The sequence below is a fragment of the Nocardioides astragali genome, from assembly GCF_024436375.1.
GTDB classification, from domain to species: domain Bacteria; phylum Actinomycetota; class Actinomycetes; order Propionibacteriales; family Nocardioidaceae; genus Nocardioides; species Nocardioides astragali.
Window position 1 is genome coordinate 1 of record NZ_JAFMZM010000010.1, and the last position, 18945, is coordinate 18945.

The 18945-nt window shown below is 69.3% G+C and carries 21 protein-coding genes and 1 tRNA gene; 16 read left to right on the forward strand and 6 right to left on the reverse strand.

Features of this window, described 5'->3' with window-relative positions; genetic code table 11:
• Positions 1-441 precede the first annotated feature (441 nt).
• Positions 442-1707 carry a tyrosine--tRNA ligase gene (gene tyrS / locus J3P44_RS24575; protein ID WP_255893157.1) on the reverse strand — a complete coding sequence of 422 codons (1266 nt, stop codon included), beginning with the start codon at positions 1705-1707 and terminating at the stop codon, positions 442-444.
• Between the two features lie 55 nt (positions 1708-1762).
• On the opposite strand from tyrS, the gene J3P44_RS24580 reads away from it, so the two are divergent.
• Complete coding sequence (locus J3P44_RS24580) at positions 1763-3178, forward strand: serine/threonine-protein kinase (protein WP_255893158.1); 1416 nt, start codon at positions 1763-1765, stop codon at positions 3176-3178.
• Between the two features lie 92 nt (positions 3179-3270).
• A complete protein-coding gene (locus J3P44_RS24585) occupies positions 3271-4854 on the forward strand; it encodes a serine/threonine-protein kinase (protein ID WP_255893159.1) in 1584 nt (527 codons plus the stop codon).
• A gap of 30 nt (positions 4855-4884) precedes the next feature.
• Here J3P44_RS24585 and J3P44_RS24590 read toward each other — a convergent pair whose 3' ends face one another.
• Positions 4885-5250, reverse strand: a complete 366-nt coding sequence (locus J3P44_RS24590; protein WP_255893160.1) for a hypothetical protein — start codon at positions 5248-5250, stop codon at positions 4885-4887.
• A 339-nt stretch (positions 5251-5589) separates the two neighbouring features.
• On the opposite strand from J3P44_RS24590, the gene J3P44_RS24595 reads away from it, so the two are divergent.
• From J3P44_RS24595 to J3P44_RS24645, 11 genes are read left to right on the forward strand one after another with little or no spacing between them, the layout of a single operon-like run.
• A complete protein-coding gene (locus J3P44_RS24595) occupies positions 5590-6672 on the forward strand; it encodes a hypothetical protein (RefSeq protein ID WP_255893161.1) in 1083 nt (360 codons plus the stop codon).
• Between the two features lie 5 nt (positions 6673-6677).
• Complete coding sequence (locus tag J3P44_RS24600; RefSeq protein WP_255893162.1) at positions 6678-8090, forward strand: SRPBCC family protein; 1413 nt, start codon at positions 6678-6680, stop codon at positions 8088-8090.
• 24 nt (positions 8091-8114) lie between these two features.
• A complete protein-coding gene (gene gvpJ / locus J3P44_RS24605; protein WP_255893163.1) occupies positions 8115-8537 on the forward strand; it encodes a gas vesicle protein GvpJ in 423 nt (140 codons plus the stop codon).
• Between the two features lie 18 nt (positions 8538-8555).
• Entirely contained in the window at positions 8556-9296 is a 741-nt protein-coding gene (locus tag J3P44_RS24610; RefSeq protein WP_255893164.1) for a GvpL/GvpF family gas vesicle protein, read from the forward strand.
• Complete coding sequence (locus J3P44_RS24615) at positions 9296-9544, forward strand: gas vesicle protein GvpG (protein ID WP_255893165.1); 249 nt, start codon at positions 9296-9298, stop codon at positions 9542-9544. The genes J3P44_RS24610 and J3P44_RS24615 overlap by 1 nt, the downstream gene beginning before the upstream one ends.
• Before the next feature lie 3 nt (positions 9545-9547).
• Complete coding sequence (locus J3P44_RS24620; RefSeq protein WP_255893166.1) at positions 9548-10006, forward strand: gas vesicle protein GvpO; 459 nt, start codon at positions 9548-9550, stop codon at positions 10004-10006.
• Complete coding sequence (locus J3P44_RS24625) at positions 10003-10341, forward strand: gas vesicle protein (RefSeq protein ID WP_255893167.1); 339 nt, start codon at positions 10003-10005, stop codon at positions 10339-10341. Before J3P44_RS24620 ends, J3P44_RS24625 begins: the two co-directional genes overlap by 4 nt.
• A 2-nt stretch (positions 10342-10343) precedes the next feature.
• Positions 10344-11114: a GvpL/GvpF family gas vesicle protein gene (locus tag J3P44_RS24630; RefSeq protein WP_255893168.1), complete on the forward strand. Its 771-nt coding sequence runs from the start codon at positions 10344-10346 to the stop codon at positions 11112-11114.
• Complete coding sequence (locus tag J3P44_RS24635) at positions 11111-11329, forward strand: gas vesicle protein (protein WP_255893169.1); 219 nt, start codon at positions 11111-11113, stop codon at positions 11327-11329. Before J3P44_RS24630 ends, J3P44_RS24635 begins: the two co-directional genes overlap by 4 nt.
• Positions 11326-11619: a gas vesicle protein K gene (locus tag J3P44_RS24640; protein ID WP_255893170.1), complete on the forward strand. Its 294-nt coding sequence runs from the start codon at positions 11326-11328 to the stop codon at positions 11617-11619. Before J3P44_RS24635 ends, J3P44_RS24640 begins: the two co-directional genes overlap by 4 nt.
• A gap of 33 nt (positions 11620-11652) precedes the next feature.
• Positions 11653-11919 carry a hypothetical protein gene (locus J3P44_RS24645; RefSeq protein WP_255893171.1) on the forward strand — a complete coding sequence of 89 codons (267 nt, stop codon included), beginning with the start codon at positions 11653-11655 and terminating at the stop codon, positions 11917-11919.
• A 33-nt stretch (positions 11920-11952) separates the two neighbouring features.
• On the opposite strand, the gene J3P44_RS24650 is transcribed toward J3P44_RS24645, so the two are convergent.
• Both J3P44_RS24650 and J3P44_RS24655 read right to left on the reverse strand, forming a co-directional pair.
• Positions 11953-12026: transfer RNA gene (locus tag J3P44_RS24650), tRNA-Ile, on the reverse strand.
• Positions 12027-12049: 23 nt separating this feature from the next.
• Positions 12050-13003, reverse strand: a complete 954-nt coding sequence (locus tag J3P44_RS24655) for a GNAT family N-acetyltransferase (protein ID WP_255893172.1) — start codon at positions 13001-13003, stop codon at positions 12050-12052.
• Between the two features lie 154 nt (positions 13004-13157).
• On the opposite strand from J3P44_RS24655, the gene J3P44_RS24660 reads away from it, so the two are divergent.
• From J3P44_RS24660 to J3P44_RS24670, 3 genes are all read left to right on the forward strand, one after another.
• The gene (locus J3P44_RS24660) at positions 13158-14558 is read left to right on the forward strand and encodes a DUF1800 domain-containing protein (RefSeq protein WP_255893173.1); all 1401 of its coding nucleotides are present in this window, start codon (positions 13158-13160) and stop codon (positions 14556-14558) included.
• A 1-nt stretch (position 14559) separates the two neighbouring features.
• A complete protein-coding gene (locus tag J3P44_RS24665; protein WP_255893174.1) occupies positions 14560-15855 on the forward strand; it encodes a DUF1501 domain-containing protein in 1296 nt (431 codons plus the stop codon).
• A gap of 62 nt (positions 15856-15917) precedes the next feature.
• Positions 15918-16670 (forward strand): PIG-L deacetylase family protein, encoded by a 753-nt coding sequence (locus J3P44_RS24670; RefSeq protein WP_255893175.1) that lies wholly within the window; start codon positions 15918-15920, stop codon positions 16668-16670.
• Positions 16671-16694: 24 nt separating this feature from the next.
• On the opposite strand, the gene J3P44_RS24675 is transcribed toward J3P44_RS24670, so the two are convergent.
• Both J3P44_RS24675 and J3P44_RS24680 read right to left on the reverse strand, forming a co-directional pair.
• Positions 16695-18122 (reverse strand): aspartate ammonia-lyase, encoded by a 1428-nt coding sequence (locus tag J3P44_RS24675; protein ID WP_255893176.1) that lies wholly within the window; start codon positions 18120-18122, stop codon positions 16695-16697.
• 104 nt (positions 18123-18226) lie between these two features.
• On the reverse strand, positions 18227-18943 hold the full coding sequence (locus tag J3P44_RS24680) for a GntR family transcriptional regulator (protein WP_255893177.1): 717 nt from the start codon (positions 18941-18943) through the stop codon (positions 18227-18229).
• Positions 18944-18945 lie beyond the last annotated feature (2 nt).

The following is an 18945-nucleotide window of genomic DNA, read 5'->3' on the forward strand; positions in this document are numbered from 1 at the left end:
ACCACAAAGATCGATGCCAACGGGGCAAAACAAACTAATTCGTCGACTAATCAAACACACTGTTGAGTTCTCAAGAATCAGACGCACCCACATCGCGATCCAGTGGATCTCGGTTGCGTGGGGCAACTGGTCAAACTTAGCGAGCGACTTTCTGGCGAGGCAAATCCTCGGCTGTTTCGCTCTGACCCGGTGGTGTCACCGTGACCGATGACCGCTTCGGGTTGTCCTCCCGGGGCCGGGAGCCCGACCTGACCGGTCTTGCTCCCCGCCGCTCCCTGGCGACGAACAGAACATTAGACCGCGCTCCGAGAACGCGCAAATCGAGATGGTGTGACCGCGGGCACACCAGCGTTTGTGCAGGTCAGAGGCCTGTTGTGACGCATGGGGCGACTTGGGGGCGTGTCGGCCGCTCGTTTCGGACCGGCGCGCACGTCTCCGGGATCACGTCAGCTCGACCCCCGCGAAGTTCTTCTTGCCGCGGCGCAGCACCAGCCACGACCCCGCCACGAGGTCGGCCTCTGTCGGCTGGAGCTCGGTGTCCTCGACCCTGACGTTGTTGAGGTAGGCACCGCCCTCGGTGACCGTACGCCGCGCCTCACCCTTGCTCTTCGCGAGCCCGGCGGCGACCAGGAGGTCGAGGATGCCGGGCAGCGGTCCGGCCGGCAGCGTCGTACCTCCGGCCTCGCGCAGGGCGGAGGCCAGGGTGTCGGGCTTGATCGTGGAGAGGTCTCCCCCGCCGAACAGTGCCGCCGCGGCCGCCTTGGCGTGCTCGACCTCCTCCGCACCGTGCACGAGTGCCGTGACCTCGTCGGCCAGACGCTTCTGGCCGGCACGCAGGAACGGCTTCTCCGCGGTCTGCTGCTCGAGGTCCTCGATCTCCTCGCGCGGCAAGAACGTGAAGATCCGCAGCAGCTCGCCGACCTTCTCGTCCTCCACGTTGAGCCAGAACTGGTGGAAGGCGTAGGGCGAGAGCATCTCGGCGTCGAGCCACAGTGCGCCACCCTCGGTCTTGCCGTACTTGGTGCCGTCGGACTTGGTGATGAGCGGCGTGGCGAAGCCGTAGGCGTGCGCCCCTTCCACACGCCGTACGAGCTCGGCGCCACCCGTGATGTTGCCCCACTGGTCGGATCCGCCGAACTGCAGCACCACGCCGTGCTCGCGGAACAGGTTGAGGTAGTCCATCGACTGGAGGAGGACGTAGGAGAACTCGGTGTAGCTGATCCCCGACTCCAGGCGGCGCTTGACGGTGTCGCGCGCCAGCATCCGGTTCACCGGGAAGTGCTTGCCGATGTCACGCAGGAAGTCGATCGTCGACAGCGATGCGGTCCAGTCGTAGTTGTTGACCGTCGTCGCGGCGTTCGGCCCCTCGAAGGAGACGAACCGCGAGACCTGCTGGCGCACCCGCTCGGTCCACTCCTTGACGGTGTCGAGCGAGTTGAGCGTGCGCTCCCCCGAGTCGCGCGGGTCTCCGATCATGCCGGTCGCACCGCCGACGAGGATGTAGGGCGTGTGGCCCGCGTCCTGCAGGCGGCGCGCGGTCACGAGCTGGACCAGGTTGCCCATGTGGAGGCTCGGCGCCGTCGGGTCGAACCCCACGTAGAACCTGACGCTCCCCTCACCCAGCGCCGCGCGGAGCGCGTCGCGGTCGGTGGAGTGGGCGACGAGGCCGCGCCACTCCAGCTCGTCGAGGACATTCGGGGTCGTCACGTGGGTTCCTTCGGGTGGGGTCGGGTTGGTGGACGCGCACTAGCCTAGGGCGAGCATGGAGGAGGGACGGCACGTGATCGCAGGCAGGTACACGCTCGGTCGGGAGATCGGGCGAGGGGGCTCGGGGACGGTGCACCTCGCGCTCGACGAAGTGCTCGGCAGGCAGGTCGCGATCAAGCGGGTCGGGATGATCCCCGGTTCGGACAACGCCGAGCTCGAGCGGGCCGAGCGCGAGGCCAGGCTCGCCGCGGCGCTCAACCATCCCCACGTCGTCTCGGTCTTCGACCTCGTGGACGAGAACGACGTCCGCTGGCTGGTGATGGAGTACGTCGACGGGCAGACGCTTGGGGAGCGCGTCCTCGCGACAGGACCGCTGGAGGCCGTCGAGGCCGCCACGCTGCTGAGCCAGATCGCGGACGCACTGGTCGCGGCCCACGCGAACGGCATCGTCCACCGCGACGTCAAGCCCAGCAACATCATGATCTCCAAGGGTGCGGCCAAGCTGAACGACTTCGGCATCGCTCGGTCTCGCGAGGACGTGTCCCTCACCCAGACCGGGCTCGTCACCGGATCGCCCGCCTACCTCGCTCCCGAGGTCGCCTCGGGAGCGTCCGCGACCCCAGCCAGCGACGTGTGGTCGCTCGGCGCGACGCTCTACCACGCGGTCACCGGCAAGCCGCCCTACGACGTGGGCGACAACCTGATCGGCGCGCTCTACAAGATCGTCCACGAGGAGCCACCACGTCTCCCGGACGACCACCCGCTGGCTGGCCTGCTCAGCGTGATGATGACCCGCGAGCCCGAGCACCGCTGGCCGATGCAGCGCGTGCGCGACGAGCTGACCCGCGTGGCACGTGGTGAGCGGTCCACTGTCGTGGCACCGGACGGCGTACCGCCCACGCCCGAGCGGACCGGTGAGCTGCCGACCGTGACTGCGGTGCCCCCACCACCACCGGCACCCGTCCCCCGTGCCGCGCGGCGATCCGGCGGCATCGGGTGGGGATGGATCGCGGCCGCAGCAGTGCTGGCCGTCGCCGCGGTCGTCGCGGCGTACGTCTGGGCCGGGCGCGGGACGCCGGAGGCGGCCGACAACGACGTCCCGGACCGCTCGCAGACCTCGCAGACCTCCGAGACGACCAGCGACCCTCCGTCGACGTCCGCCGAGGACACGCGCGAGCAGATGGACGCGTTCATCACGTCCTACCTGGCGACCGTGACGAGCGATCCCGAGTCCGCCTTCGATCAGCTGACGCCGGAGTTCCAGGAGGTGAGCGGAGGCTACGACGGCTACCTGGACTGGTGGCGACGGGTGCGATCCGCGGAGGTCGCCGCGATCGAGAGCAACCCGTCCGACCTGACGGTCGGCTACACCGTCACGTACATCATGAAGACCGGCCGGAGCCAGACCGACCAGATCCGGCTGCAGCTCCAACGGCAGGACGACCACTACCTGATCGCGGGCGAGGGCTAGGAGATCCCGGGGCGCTCACACAGGTCCCAACGGGTGTGAGGGGATGTCGCTCCCGTGGCTAGCCTGAGACGGAGCCAATGAAGGGTCCGCAGGTGATCGCAGGCAGGTACACCCTCGAGCGCGAGATCGGGCGCGGCGGCGCCGGGATCGTGCACCTCGCCCACGACGAGGTGCTGGGCCGGTCGGTCGCGATCAAGCGCATCGGCCTCCTGCCCGGGACGACGGGGCAGGACATCGCGCGCGCCGAGCGTGAGGCGCGCCTCGCCGCCGGCATCAACCACCCGCACGTGGTGTCCATCTTTGACCTCGTCAAGGACGAGGACTGCTACTGGCTCGTCATGGAGCTCGTCGACGGACGCACGCTCACCGACCTGGTCAGGGCGGATGGGCCCCTGACCCACACGCGCGCGGCCGGCATCATCGCCCAGGCCGCCGACGCCCTCGTCCAGGCCCACAAGGCCGGCATCGTGCACCGCGACGTCAAGCCCAGCAACATCATGGTCAACGACGACAACCATGCGAAGCTGGGCGACTTCGGCATCGCTCGCGCCGCCAGTGACGGGTCGCTGACGCAGACCGGTTTCGTCACCGGCTCCCCCGCCTACCTCGCCCCCGAGGTCGCGTCCGGGGAGCCCGCGACCGCGGCGAGCGACGTCTGGTCGCTGGGTGCCACGCTCTTCTACGCGATCGTCGGCCGCGCGCCGTACGAGATGGGCGAGAACATCCTCGGCGGCCTCTACAAGATCGTCCACGACGACCCTCCGCGGCTGCCCGACGAGCACCCCTTGGCGGGGCTGCTGGCCGTGATGATGGTGAAGGACCCCGACGAGCGGTGGCCAGTGCTGAGGGTGCGCGACGACCTGCGGCGCATCGCGCGCGGGGAGCCCAGCAGCGCGGTCGCACCGCGGTCCCGGGAGGACCCACGCGACGAGGACGGGGCGACGATGGTGCTGGGCACACCCTTCACGTCAGCGCCGAGCGGGCCGGTCGGCGCGGCGGTTCCGGAGCCCGTGCCGGCGCCGGTCGCCGCGCGGGCCGCCACCGCGGAGTCTGCCCGGTCCGACTCGAGGTCGCGCGGCATTCCGCTGGGCTGGATCGCGGCCCTGCTCGCCCTGGTGCTGCTGGCCGGACTGGGCATGTGGCTGTTGCGGCTGCAGGACGGGGAGACTCCCGACACGACCGCCGGGACGTCCACGTCCGAGCAGACCCAGGAACCGTCTGCCTCCGAGGAGCCGACGGAGGAACCGACGGAGGAGACGGAGGAGCCGACCGAGGAGCCGACGGAGGAGCCGACTGCGGAGCCCACTCAGGAGCCCACGGAGACGGAGGAGCCGACCACCGAGCCCAGCCCGCCGCCGAACGGAGCAGCCCAGACGAGAGCGGCGATGCAGGCCTTCGTGCAGGACTACTTCTCCCTGGTCACCTCCGACCCCGAGTCGACCTTCGCGATGCTCACCCCGCAGTTCCAGGCACAGAGCGGTGGATACGAGCGGTATGCGGGGTTCTGGAGCACGATCAGCTCGGCGACCGCGTACGACATCCAGGCCGATCCCAGGACCCTCACGACGTCCTACACCATCGACTACGTCACCACGTCCGGAGGGACTTCCACGGAGACAGGGCGGCTGCGGCTCCAGCGGAGCGGCGACCAGTTCCTCATCGCCGGCGAGGGCTGATCAGGGCCGGACTCAGAGCTGCCGTCGCGACTACGACGTGAGGCGGCCGAGACCCTTCTTCTTGGGCTTCAGCTTCTTCTTCGCCTTCTTGCTCAGCTCCTTCGCGGGCGAGGCGTCCGTCACGGACTTCCCGCTCTTCTTGAGGAGCCCACGAGTCTCCTTGCGAGCCGATGCCGCAGCGTCCCCGGTCTTGCTGCTCAGCTCCTTCACTGGGTGCCTGACCGCGCGCGGCAGAAGGAGCCCGCCGGCCAGCGCCCCCAGCTTTCGCGCGAGCAGCAGCAACGGGATGCCCAGCGGCAGGAGGACGATCGTGACGGAGAGCAGCGCTCCCAGGAGGCCGACCACCCCGGCGAGGATCCAGAGCACACCGGCCGCCAGCCAACGCAACAGCTTCATCTGCGGGTCCCTTCTGTGGAGTCGGACATGTGTCGTACTCGCTGTCCCCTGTCAGACAAGGACACCACGGACCACGAGTGAGCAACAGCCCGTGAGCCATCGCGTGCGGGTCGGCCTCGCGCTGTACGAGCGGAGCGGACGAGGCCGTTCCGGTGCTACCCCTTCGGGTGTCTACAGGCCCAACGCCGTTGTGTGAGTGTCGAAGGCACACGCGGGGCCGGTAGGAGGCTCGCCGCCTACAGGTGCCGGCCAGCAAGCCCAGTCGTTGGCACAGCGGTGAGTGGGACGGCCTGGGCGTGAGATGCACGAGAGTCGGACGCCAAAGAAGTGAGGGAGCACATGAGCGCAACCACGAAGATCGCCGTCGGGGTGGCAAGCGGATATCTCCTGGGCAGGAGGAAGAAGCTCCGGCTGGCCATGACGGTCGGCAGCATGCTGGCCGGCCGGAAGCTCGCCAGCAACCCGCAGGCACTGTTGGCGCAGGGCCAAAAGCTCGCCGACCAGAGCCCCGAGCTCAAGAAGCTGCAGGACCAGGTCACCGGTCGGCTGGTAGACGCCGCCAAGGCCGCCGCCATCACCGCCGCAGTGCAGCGCCTGGAGCTGATCACCAGCTCGCTTCGCGACAACGACGACCAGGACGACCAGGACGACCAGGAAGACGAGGAGCCGGCAGACGGCGACGAGGACTACGAGGACGAGCCCGAGGACGAGCCCGAGGACGAGGCGTCCGACGACGACGAGCTCGAGGACGAGGACGAGGACGCGGCGTCCGACGACGACGAGGGTTCGGCTGCTGATGATGAGCCCGAGGACGAGCCCGAGCCCGAGGCCGAGGACGAGGCCGAGGACGAGCCCGAGGACGAGCCCGAGGATGAGCCCGAGGATGAGCCCGAGGAGCCTCCGTCGCGACCGCGGAAGCTAGCGCGCCGCTCGCGCGGCGCCACGAAGTCACGCAGGTCGTCGGGGACTTCGGCGAAGGCAGCGTCCGCCGGCCGTAGGGCCTCTGGGGCCCAGGCGTCGACGGGCACTGCCAAGAAGGCGGCCAGCTCGTCGCGGTCAGGCTCCGGTTCGTCCGGGTCGGGATCCGCCAAGAAGGCCTCGGCAGCGAAGAAGACGTCGACGTCGAAGTCCACACCGGCCAAGAAGACGGCGACCTCGAAGTCCACACCGGCCAAGAAGACCGCGACCTCGAAGTCCACACCGGCCAAGAAGACCGCGACCTCGAAGTCGGCGCCCGCCAAGAAGACCGCGACCTCGAAGTCGACAGCAGCCAAGAAGTCGGCACCGGCCAAGAAGACCGCAGCCAAGAAGACCACGACCTCGAAGTCCACAGCCGCCAAGAAGTCGGCACCAGCCAAGAAGACCGCAGCCAAGAAGTCCTCGTCGTCGGGGAGCTCTAGCCGGTCACGGTCGAGGAGCTGATCGCCATGGCAGACAACGAGAAGAACACCGAGGCGCTGGGCAAGCTCAAGGACGTCTCCCAGGACTTCCTGCAGGCCTTGGGCGACAAGGCCATGACCGGCCTCAGCGACCGTGTCGGGAGCATTACTGACCGCTTGGAGGGGATCGCCGACGGCGGGCCGGTCGGCAAGGCCGTGGCCAAGGGCGGTGAAGCAGCCGCGAAGGGCGACTCTCCTGTCATGGGCGCACTCAAGGGCGCTGCTTCCGGCATCAAGGACAAGGTGACCGGCGGAGGAGGAAAGAGCGGTGGTGGCAAGGCGACGAAGTCGACCAACATCATCGAGTCCATCGACGTCGGCGTCCCGATCAAGGTCGCCTACAACCAGTGGACGGAGTTCGGGGCCTTCCCCAGCTTCATGAAGAAGGTCGAGAACGTCGACTCGCCCGAGGACAACAAGATCACCTTCAAAGCGCAGATCTTCCTCTCCCACCGCACGTGGGAAGCCACCATCCTCGAGCAGGTCCCGGACGAGCGCATCGTGTGGCGGTCCAAGGGCGAGAAGGGCCACGTGGATGGGGCTGTGACCTTCCACGAGCTCGGACCCAACCTGACGCGGATCCTCGTGGTCCTGGAGTACTACCCCCAGGGATTGTTCGAGAAGACCGGCAACATCTGGGAGGCGCAGGGCCGTCGTGCTCGCGCCGAGCTGCGCCACTTCCGTCGGCACGTGATGACACGCACCGTCCTCAACCCCGATGAGGTCGAGGGCTGGCGAGGGGTCATCAAGGACGGGAAGGTCGTGCAGTCCCACGAGGAGGTCGTCGAGCAGGAGGAGCAGGAGGAGCAGGACGGCGAGGACGAGTACGAGGACGACTCCTCGGATGAGGCGACCGAGGGCGACGACGGCGAGGAGTCGGACGTGCCCGAGGACGAGTACGAGGACGAGGACGAGGACGAGGACGAGGAGGCCGAGGACGAGCCAGAGGCCGACGCCGAGGACGAGTACGAGGGGGCCGACGAAGAGGCTGACGAGGCCGACGAGGAGCCCGAGGCTGAGGACGAGTACGACGCTGAGGACGAGGCCGACGAGGACGAGCCGGAGGCTGAGGACGAGTACGACGAGGCCGACGAAGAGGCTGAGGACGAGCCCGAGGCTGAGGACGAGTACGACGAGGCCGACGAAGACGACGAGGCCGACGAAGACGCTGAGGAAGAGCCCGAGGAAGAGCCCGAGGCTGAGTACGAAGACGTCGAGGACGAGGGCGAGGACGAGGGCGAGGACGAGGACGTCGCCGACGAGGAGTACGAGGACGAGGAGGGTGGTGACTTCGAGGCCGAGGACGAGGAAGATGCCGAGGGCAGCGATGACGCCGAGTCCGAGGGAGAAGAAGCAGAAGAAGCTCGCCCCGCCCGTCGGCGTCGCCGCCGGGCCAGCTGACCCACCGATCGAAGGAGACCAGCCATGACCGTTCAGTCAAGCAGCCGCCGCGGTGGTGGTGGCTACCTCGAGCGCCCGGCGCCCAGCGGCCTCGCAGATGTCATCGAGATCATCCTGGACAAGGGCATCGTGATCGACGCCTACGTCCGCGTGTCGCTCGTGGGGATCGAGCTGTTGACCATCGACGCCCGCATCGTGATCGCGAGTGTCGACACCTACCTGCGCTTCGCCGAGGCGACGAGCCGCCTCGACCTCAACGAGGCCGGCGGCGGCAAGCCTCTCGACGAGTTCATCGGCAACATGCAGGAGTCGGGCGCGACCAAGAAGGTCAGCGGCGCCGTACGAGGTGCGAAGAAGGCACTCACAGGCGGCAGCGACGACGACGATGATGATGATGAGCGTCGCCCGGCGCGCAAGTCGCCCTCGCGCCGCCGCCAGGAGGCGTGAGTCACGGGCGGAGACGCGATGACCACCGATGTGTTCATCTACGGGGTCGTCGGACCCGAGGCACAGGTCCAGGAGGGCCTGCTCGGGGTCGGCGACTCCCCGGTGCGCGTGATCCTGGCAGTCGGCGACCCGATCGCCGCAGTGGTGAGTGACGTCTCGACGGAGCGCCCGCCGGGGCGGAAGGCGGACCTGCTGGCCTACGGTCGCGTTCTCGACTCCCTGGCCCTCGAGGGACCGGTGGCACCGGTGAGGTTCGGCTCGGTGATGGACGACGACCTGGCCGTCATCGAGGACCTGTTGGCGCCCAACGCGGAGTGGTTCGGCGCGTTGCTCGCGGACCTGAAGGGCCGTGTCCAGTTCAACCTCAGGGCGACGTACGAGGAGTCGACAGTGCTGGCCGAAGTCGTACGTGGCGACCCGGAGATCGCCCACCTGCGCGAGCTGACCCGGGACCTGCCGCCGGACAGCGCGTACGGAGAGCGGGTCCGACTCGGCGAGCTGGTCGCTCGAGCGCTGGAGACGAAGCGGGACGCGGACTCCGAGATGATCATGGACGTGGTGTCCGCACACGTCGTCGACGTGCAGGCGCGCCCCGGTTCCGGCGTCGACCACGTGCTCAAGGTCGCGGTCCTGGTCGACCAGGCACACCAGGACGACTTCGAGCACATCCTCGAAGGCCTGGCGGAGGTGGTGCACGAGCGCATCCACCTGAGCCTCGTCGGTCCGCTGGCGCCGTACGACTTCGTCGGAGACGTGTGATGGGACTGATCACCGGGTTGTTGACCTTGCCGCTGGCCCCGCTGCGTGGGACGGTCGCGGTGGCCGAGCAGGTGCTGCACGCGGCCGAGGAGGAGTTCTACGACCCCGAACGCATCCGCGGGCTGCTCGAGGACGTCGAACGGCGTCGCGACGCCGGGGAGCTGAGCGAGGAGGAAGCCATCGAACTGGAGGACGAGCTCATCGAACGCATGGTGATCGGCGCCAACCGCCGCCGCAGGGAGGGATGACGCATGGCTTCCGAGGACGACCAGACCGCCACCACGAAGAAGGCCACCGGGAGACGCCAACCCGCCCAGAAGTCGACCAGCAAGAAGCCGGCCCGCAAGGCAGCGGCCAAGAACTCGGGGACGGCGAAGGACGCCCGGACGACGTCCGGACAATCGGGCTCCCGGGGACGTGCGTCCGCTCCGAAGGCGGCCAGCCGTCCCGAGCTCGGGGCGACCGAGGTCGGACGCGCTGCCATTGCTGAGGTCGCCGGCATGACGGGGCACGACATCGAGAGCATCACCAGCCTCGAGCGCACGGACGAGGGATGGAGGGTCGAGGTGCAGGCGGTGGAGCTGCGGCGCGTGCCGAGCACGACGGACGTCCTGGCCACCTACGAAGTCCTCGTCGACTCACGAGGAGAGCTGCAGGGGTACCGCCGGGTCGGGCGCTTCAGCCGCGGGGACACCAGGGGCGACCAATGAGCGAGACTCCCGACCAGGTTCCCGCTGCCCGTGCCTATCAGGGCGGCATGTCACAAGCCGGACGCCCCCAACCGGCCAACCTCGCCGACATCCTCGAGCGCATCCTCGACAAGGGGATCATCATCGCCGGTGACATCCAGGTGAACCTCCTGGACATCGAGCTGTTGACGATCAAGATCCGGCTGCTCGTCGTGTCGGTCGACAAGGCGCAGGAGATGGGCATCGACTGGTGGCGCCACGACCCGATGTTGTCGGGGCGCGCCCAGGCCCTGGAGGACGAGAACCGGGAGCTCCGCGAACGCGTCGACGAGCTGGAGTCGGGCAAGGGGTCCTGACCATGGGGGAAAGTGGTCGTTACCTGTACGCCGTGACGAGGGACGTGGACCCCCAGGCGCTGCGCGACGTCCCAGCCCTGTCCGGAGGCACCTTGGAGGTGCTCGAGCACGACGAGTTCCTGGCGGTGGTCAGCACCGTCGACCTCGACGAGTACGGCGAGGAAGCCTTGCGCGTGAACCTGGAAAAGCTGGAGTGGTTGGAGAAGGCGGCGCAGACCCACCACGCCGTCATCGAGGCCGTCTCCGATCTCGGTCCGGTCGCGCCGATGCGTCTTGCCACCATCTTTCTCGACGACGACAGCCTGAACCGTCGCCTCGACGAGTGGCGCCACGCCCTCACACAAGTCCTGGACCGGGTGGCCGGCCGGCTCGAGTGGAGCGTGAAGATCATCGCTGCGAACGGCGCTCCAGGGGCGTCCGGCACTCGTGACCCGGACAACCGACCTGCCAGCGGCGCGGACTACCTGCGGCAGAGGAAGGCCGCCGTCGAGCAGAGAAGCCAGCGCGAGTCCGAGTCGCAGCAGGAGGCGCACCGCATCCACGAGGTCCTCAGCGCACGGGCCGTCGCGACGCGAGTGCTGCAACCCCAGGACCCCCGGCTCACCGGCCACCACGGCACGATGGTGCTCAATGCCGCCTACCTCGTCGAGGCTGCCGAGGGCACGGCGTTCGCAGAGGAGGCCGCGAGCTGCGCCGAGGCCCAGCCGCACCTCGAGGTCGACGTGAAGGGCCCGTGGCCGCCGTACTCCTTCGCCATGCTGGAGCAGCGATGACCTCCGTTCTGGGCGAGACCCGCGTCGCCGCGACGTTGCCGTCGCCACGCGACCAGGAGCCCATGGCGCTCGTCGACCTGCTCGACCGGCTCCTGGGGACCGGAGTGGTGCTCTCCGGCGACATCGTGATCTCCCTGGCAGGCGTCGACCTCGTCCAGGTGCGGCTGCACGCGCTGATCACGACGATCCGCGCCGACATGATGGAACCGCGATGAGCGAGCAGCCTCGTCTCATCCCGCAACGCCTCGAGACTGACGCCGAGTCGGTGGAGCGAGACCTGTTCAAGCTCGTCCTCACCATCATCGAGCTGGTGCGGCAGCTGATGGAGAAGCAAGCCCTGCGCCGCGTCGACGAGGGCGACCTCACCGATGAGCAGATCGAGGGACTCGGCACCGGGTTGATGCACCTCGAACAAGCGATGGAGGAGCTCAAGGCGAGGTACGACCTCACCACCGCCGACCTCAACATCGACCTGGGGCCCCTCGGAACCCTGTTGGCGGAGTGACCCGCTCCGTCGAGCACGACAAGGAGGAACACCATGGCAGACAACGATCGAGACCCCCGCGGGCAGCTGGTTCACCTGCTGCTCGGCAAGGTTGCCGACGACACCTACCCCTCGACCACGATGCTGGACCTGATCGAGGAGATCGTCACCGACGAGGAGCGTGACGACTACATCGCCGTCCTCTGGGAGAAGGTGCGCGACGACTCCTACCCGAGCCTCGCGCTGATGACGAGGCTCCGCGACCAGGCTGCCACGGCGTCAGCGGAGCGCGCGGCTTCAGCGTCGTCCTCGGGACGCTGACACACCTCGCAGATCTTGCACATCCTGCGATCGTGGGGCGGGTGGGGCTCGAACCCACGACCCAAGGATTATGAGTCCTCTGCTCTGACCGACTGAGCTACCGCCCCTCGGGGCGCACCCTATCGGGCAGTCAGATGGAGGCTTCCATCTCGTACATGTGCTCCACGACCTGGAAGCCCAGCGCGGTGTTGGTGTGGTGCATCGCGGTGTTGGAGGGTGCGGTCCAGGTGTGGACGAGGCCGATGTGCTCGGGGAGGTCGGCGTAGTTGGTCGTCTTCATCGCGCCGCCGAGCCGGTGGCCACGGTGCTCGGGCATGACCAGCGTGTCGTCCTGCCAGCCGTAGTCCGCGCCGTGCGGCACGAACAGCAGGGAGTAGCCGCCGAAGGCGCCGTCCGTGCGCCGGCGGGCGGCAGCCACCCGGACGTCGTACGACCTGGCGAGCCGCTCCTCTGACGAGGCGAGCCGGGCGTCGTAGAGGACGGTTGCCTCGAGGTCGAGCTGGCCGGTCGGGACGTCGGCGTTCATCTGGTTGCGCATGGCCAGGTAGGCCTCCCGGTGCTCGTCGGGGCAGCGTCCGCGCCAGGTGACGACCTCGTAGGCCGGGTCGACCGGGGCGGGCTCGATCGGCAGGTCGGCGACCAGGTGGTCCTCGCGGTGCTTCTCCTCGGCACCTATCGCGAGCGCGAACTCGAGGCCTGCCCGAGAGCCGTGGGGATCGACGTTGACCTCGCCACCGAGGCGGCTCCTCCCTGCGTTGCGGGCGCGGCCGGCCACGACCTCCAACAGCGCGCGCCCGATGCCCCGCCGGCGCTCCTCGGGCACCACGTTGACATCGCACCAGCCCACGTCGAGGTTCTCCGTGAGCGGGAGCTCGAGCTCGGCAACGCCGACCACCTCGCCGCCGTCCCGGGCCTCGAGCCGCACCCGCTCGGCGTACTCCCCCGGCTCGGTCGCGGTGACCTCGAAGGCGTCGAAGCCCTCGAGGAGCGCGTGCGGCCGGTCGGCTCGCGCCGCGCGCTCCATCACGTCGTACCAGGCTCGACGTGCGGAGGGGTCGGTGACGTCGAGCTCGCGGATGTCCACGTCCGCATCCGACACCGGAGCGCGACCGATCAGCAACCGGATAAATGCCCCGACCAGGCGCGTGACGTGGGAGAGTATGCCGACTCGGGAGTGGAGGACCTCGGTGGCCAGGAATCGTCGCGCAGCCTTGCTGACCCCGTCGCAGCGTCACCTGGTGACGCGCTTCGGCTACGGCGTGGACGCCACGCTCGCCCAGGACGTACGCCGTGCAGGTGGGGCGGACGCGTGGTTCGAGAAGCAGCTCACCCGTCCCGGCGCGTTCCCGGACGCCGCCGCGGACCAGGTGCGCGGCTGGTGGCCCGACCTCGACCGAAAGCCGGCCGACCTCTGGCAGCGCCAGATCCAGGAGATCCGCGGCGGCTGGGAGGTCATGGACGACTACGGTCGCTGGCTCCTGGTGCGGCGCATCCGGACGCGGCGGCCCGTGCTCGAGAAGATGACCGAGTTCTGGGAGGCCATGCTCCACGTCCCGGTGAGCGGGGACGCGCACTTCACCTGGCGGGTCGACTACGGCGACACAATCAGGCAGCACGCGCTCGGGCGCTTCGACCAGATGCTCGCCGCGACCACCACCCACCCGGCGATGCTGATCTTCCTGTCGGCGGCCACCTCCACCAAGCGGGCTCCCAACGAGAACCTCGGCCGCGAGCTGCTCGAGCTGCACACCCTCGGAGCAGGCAACTACAGCGAGGACGACGTCAAGGCCTCGGCGCGCATCCTCACCGGCTGGCACGTCGACCTCTGGGAGTCGTGGGCCGCGTCCTACGTCAAGGAGGACCACTGGACCGGGCGAGTGAAGGTCCGGGGCTTCAGCGACAAGAACGGCTCCCGCGACGGCCGCGAGGTCACGCGCGACTACCTGCGCTACCTCGCGCACCACCCCGACACCGCCCAGCGCATCGCCGAGCGGCTGGCGACCAAGTTCGTGCGCGACGACCCGCCACCGGCGCTCGTCCGGCGACTGGCGAAGGTCTACCTCAAGAACGACACCGAGATCGTGCCGGTGCTGCGGGCCCTGGTCGCGAGCAAGGAGTTCCGGGCCTCGGCCGGTCGCAAGCTCCGCGACCCCAGCGAGGACGTCGTCGCGACCTATCGGGCGCTCGGTGTCGGGATCGACCGCCCGAGCGGCGAGGAGTCCGGGGCCAACGCGATCGTCTGGCAGGCCTCCACACTCGGCCTCTCACCTCACGCGTGGCCGCGCCCGGACGGCACTCCTGTGAACGACGACATCTGGGCCTCTCCGGCGCGGGCCCTCGGGTCGATGAGCATGCACTGGTCGATGGCCGGCGGGTGGTGGCCCACCGGCGGTGTGCACTACCCCAAGCCCACGCGGTGGGTGCCGGCCAAGAAGTCCGCCAAGTTCTCCGACCTCGTCGACGAGGTGAGTCGCGACCTCCTCCACCGTCCCGCCACCAAGCAGCTGCTCGCGACCGCCTGCCTGGCCACCGGGTGCCGGGCCAAGGAACGCATCGACCGCGACCACGGCCTCTTCCAGTGGGGCTTCCCGCGGCTGCTCGCCGCTGTCCTCGACTCCCCCGACCACCTGGCGTGCTGACATGACTGCTCCTGACCTGACTCCCTCGGCCCCCCGTGCGTGTGGCTGCCCCGACTACGACCAGGCGCGCACGGCCCTGACCCGCCGCGCCCTGCTCGGCACGGCACTCGCCGGCGGTGCGATCGCCCTCGGCCCGGGACTCACCGGATCCGGACCCCGCGCGTACGCCGTCACCAACCGCACCGCGACCCGCCTTGCCTCCCCCACCGGCTCGGTGCTGGTGCTGCTGTCGCTGCGCGGTGCCGCCGACGGTCTCTCGCTGGTCGTGCCGCACGGCGACCCGGCCTACTACGCGGCGCGCCCGCGCATCGGCGTACCGCACTCGGCGCTGCTGGCGCCGGACCCGATGTTCGGGTTGCACCCCGCCCTCGCGCCCCTGCTGCCGATGTGGACCGCCGGCTCGCTGGCGGCCGTGCACGCTACCGGGATGGCGACCCCCAACCGCTCGCACTTCGCGGCGATGGAGGCCATCGAGGACGCCGCTCCCGGCTCAGACGAGCGCAACGGCTGGCTCAACCGCCTCCTCGGCGAGCTGCCGGGCGCGTCACCGCTGCAGGGGACGGCGATGGGCAACCAGGTCCCGACCTCGCTCTTCGGCACCAACCCGGCCTTCGTGGTCGGCCGCGTCGACGAGGCCAAGGTCGCCGGCACCGACGAGGACGGCCGCCGGCTCGCGGCGCTCAAGCACGCGTGGAAGGGCAACGGCCGGATGGGCCAGGCGGTCCGCGACGCGATCAGCGGCGCGGAGACCTTCGGCGCGGCTCGCGACCTGCCGACGCAGGAGTCGGCGGCCACTCCCTACCCCGACACCGACCTGGGCAAGGCGCTGTCCGACGTGTCGCGCATCGTGCGTGCCGGTGTCGGCGCCGAGGTCGTGACTGTCGACCAGGGCGACTGGGACATGCACACCGACCTCGGCACCCTCGAGTGGGGCGAGATGAAGCGCAACGCCGGTGACCTGGCCAGCTCGATCGCCGCGTTCTTCGCCGACCTCGGCCCGGCCGCCGACCGGGTCACGCTGGTCACCCTGAGCGAGTTCGGCCGACGGGTCAAGGAGAACGACAACTACGGCACCGACCACGGCTTCGGCAACGTCATGTTCGTCGCCGGCGCCGGCGTGAAGGGCGGGCGCTACTACGGCTCCTGGCCGGGACTGGCGAACTCCCTCGACGCCGACCTGCTGGTCACCACCGACTACCGCAGCGTGCTGGCCGAGGTGGTCACGCGTCGCTTCGGCGTCTCGGTCGCCCAGGTCTTCCCTGGCTTCGCCCCCCAGGCCGTCGGCGTGATGGCCTGACACAGGGCCCTCCGGGCCTCTCTGGGCAGACATTCCCTCCGCTCGGGTGCCATGCTCGACCCATGTCGCACACCTCCCCGACTCCTCCCACCTTCGAGGCACTTCCCGAGGACTGGCAGACCGCGCTCTTCGTGGTCGCCCATCCCGACGACATCGAGTACGGCGCAGCCGCCGCCGTGGCGCGCTGGACCGGCCAGGGCAAGCGCATCGTCTACTGCATGGTGACCAGCGGTGAGGCCGGCATCGACGGCCTGCACCCCGACGAGTGCGCGCCGCTGCGCGAGGCCGAGGAGATCGCCTCGGCACGCACCGTCGGCGTGGACGAGGTCGAGTTCCTGCACCTTCCCGACGGCATCCTGGAGTACGGCGTCGCACTGCGTCGCGTCATCACCGAGGTCGTACGGCGGCACCGGCCCGACATCGCGATGACCATCAACTTCCGCGAGACCTTTGGCGGCACCAACCTCAACCAGGCCGACCACATCGCCGTGGGCAAGGCGCTGCTGGACGCCGTACGGGATGCCGGCAACCGGTGGATCTTCCCCGAGCAGCTGACCGACGGCCTCGAGCCGTGGGGTGGCGTACGTGCTGTGTGGGCCGGCGGGTCGCCCCAGTCGACGCACGCGGTCGACGTCACCGACACCTTCGCCGCAGGTGTGGCGTCCCTGAAGGAGCACAAGGCCTACATCGACGGCCTCGGCTGGGAGGGGTGGGACCCCGAGGAGTTCCTGGACGGCATCCTCCGCGTCGGCGGCCAGGGGCTCGGTGTCACCCACGCATCGACGTTCGAGGTGTTCCCGCTCGGCTGGGGCTGAGCCGCGGGCGCATGTCCGGCGTCGTCAGCCCGCGGCCGATGGCGGTTCGCTGACAGGGAGCCCGGCGAGTCGCTCGGGGTGGAGCAGCGCGTCCAGCTGCTGGGCGTCGACCAGCCCGGTCGCCAGGACCAGTTCGCGCACCATCCCCTCACCCGCCAGCGCAGCCTTGGCGATGTCCGCCGCGGCGGTGTACCCGAGACTGGGGGTGAGCGCGGTGACGATGCCGACACTTCGCGCCGTCGACGTCTCCAAGTGCTCCAGGTTGACCTCGATCCCATCGATGCACAGCTCGGCCAACGTCCGGAAGGCCGCGGTCATCCAGCTGATGCCCTGGAGCAAGTTGTGTGCGATCACCGGCTCGAACGCGTTGAGCTGCAGCTGTCCGGCCTCCGCGGCCATGGTCACGGTGACGTCGTTCCCGATGACGCTGAACGCCACCTGGTTCACCATTTCCGGGATCACCGGGTTCACCTTGCCGGGCATGATGCTGGAACCGGCCTGCCGGGGCGGCAGACGCAGCTCGCCGAAGCCCGCCTGCGGCCCGGAGGAGAGCAGCCTGAGGTCATTGCAGATCTTCGACACCTTCACGGCGGTGCGCTTGAGCACCCCGGAGAGCTGCACGAACACCCCGGTGTCGGACGTTGCCTCGACCAGGTTCGACGCGCCGACCATGGGCAGGCCGGTGACCTCGCGCAGGTGGCGGCACACCGACTCGCGGTACTCAGGCACCGCGGTGATGCCGGTGCCTATCGCGGTGGCCCCGAGGTTGATCTCGCGCAGCAGCCCGCGCGAGTCCACGATGCGCGCCTGCTCCTCGACGAGGGTGGCGGCCCAGGCGGCGAACTCCTGGCCGACAGTCATGGGGACGGCGTCCTGAAGCTGCGTGCGCCCCACTTTCGGCACCGACCAGAACTGACGGGACTTGGCCTCGCAGGCCTCGGCGAGGATGTGCACGGATGCGGACAGACCGTCGAGGGCGGCAAGCAGACCCAGTCGCAACGCCGTGGGGTAGACGTCGTTGGTGCTCTGGCTTCGGTTCACGTGGTCCAGGGGGTGCACCTCCTCGTAGCTCCCGGCGGGCAGGCCGAGAAGCTCGAGCGCGCGGTTCGCGATGACCTCGTTCGCGTTCATGTTCGTCGACGTGCCTGCGCCACCCTGGAGGACGTCGACCACGAACTGGTCGTCGAGCAGCCCGGCCATGACGTCCTGACAGGCCTGCTCGATCGCCTCGGCCCGGCGTCGATCGATCAGCCCCAGCTCATGGTTCGCGCGGACGGCGGCCAGCTTGACCGAGCCCAGACCTGCCACGAGCGTGGGGTGGACGGAGACCGGCGTGCCGCTGGCGGTGAAGTTCTCGAGGGCGCGCGCGGTGTGCACACCCCAGTACGCCCCCGCAGGAACCGACTTCTCTCCGAGGAAGTCGTGCTCGAGCCGGGCTCGCGGCTGCGTCACCCACGCAGACGCTTCGGACGAGGTCTCGGTGGAGGTCGGGACATCGGAGCGGGTCACGAGCGAATCGCCACCTTGTTGCCCCGGATCTTGTGGCGAGGGCCCCTTCATGACATCTCCTCGACGCCCACTCCGGGCGCCGCGGCGCCGGGTGCATGGCGGTTCAACAGGGTGACGACCGCGTCGTCGAAGTGCCTCGTGAGGACCGCCAGCGCCTGATCAGTGTCGCCTTCCCTCATCGCCTCGCAGATCAGCCGGTGCTCCTCCACGAGGTCGTCACGCGCGTCGTCGGCCGTCAGGACCCCGAGGCAGAGGCGGGTCTCGGAGATGACGGTGGTGAACATGCGCTTGAGCCGTGGGCTGCTGCTGGCGTCGACGAGCGCGACGTGGAACTCCAGGTCGATGTTGCCGACGGCCGCCCAGTCCCCCGCTGCCTCCGCCTGTCCCATCCGGGTGACCAGCAGGTCCAGCGACTCGTAGGCAGCGGCGGTGGTGGCGCCGGAGATGATGGACCGGATGGCCGCCGACTCCAGCGCCTCGCGAGCGACGTAGACGTCGCGCACGTCCTCGTCGGTGAGCACCGGGACGAACACCCCGCGGTGGGGCTCGCTGATCAGGAGTCCCTCCTGGATCAGCCGCTGCAGCGCCTCGCGGACCGGCCCCCGGCTGACGCCGAAGCTGGTCGCCAGCTCCACCTCGCTCAGCTGGGAGCCGGGCTGCATCGAGCCGTCGACGATGTTGGCCCGCAGCCGCTCGGTCACCATCGACGCGAAGGTGGAGCGCGGGATCATGACCCCCGACATCAGTCCGTCTGCCCCCGTCATCA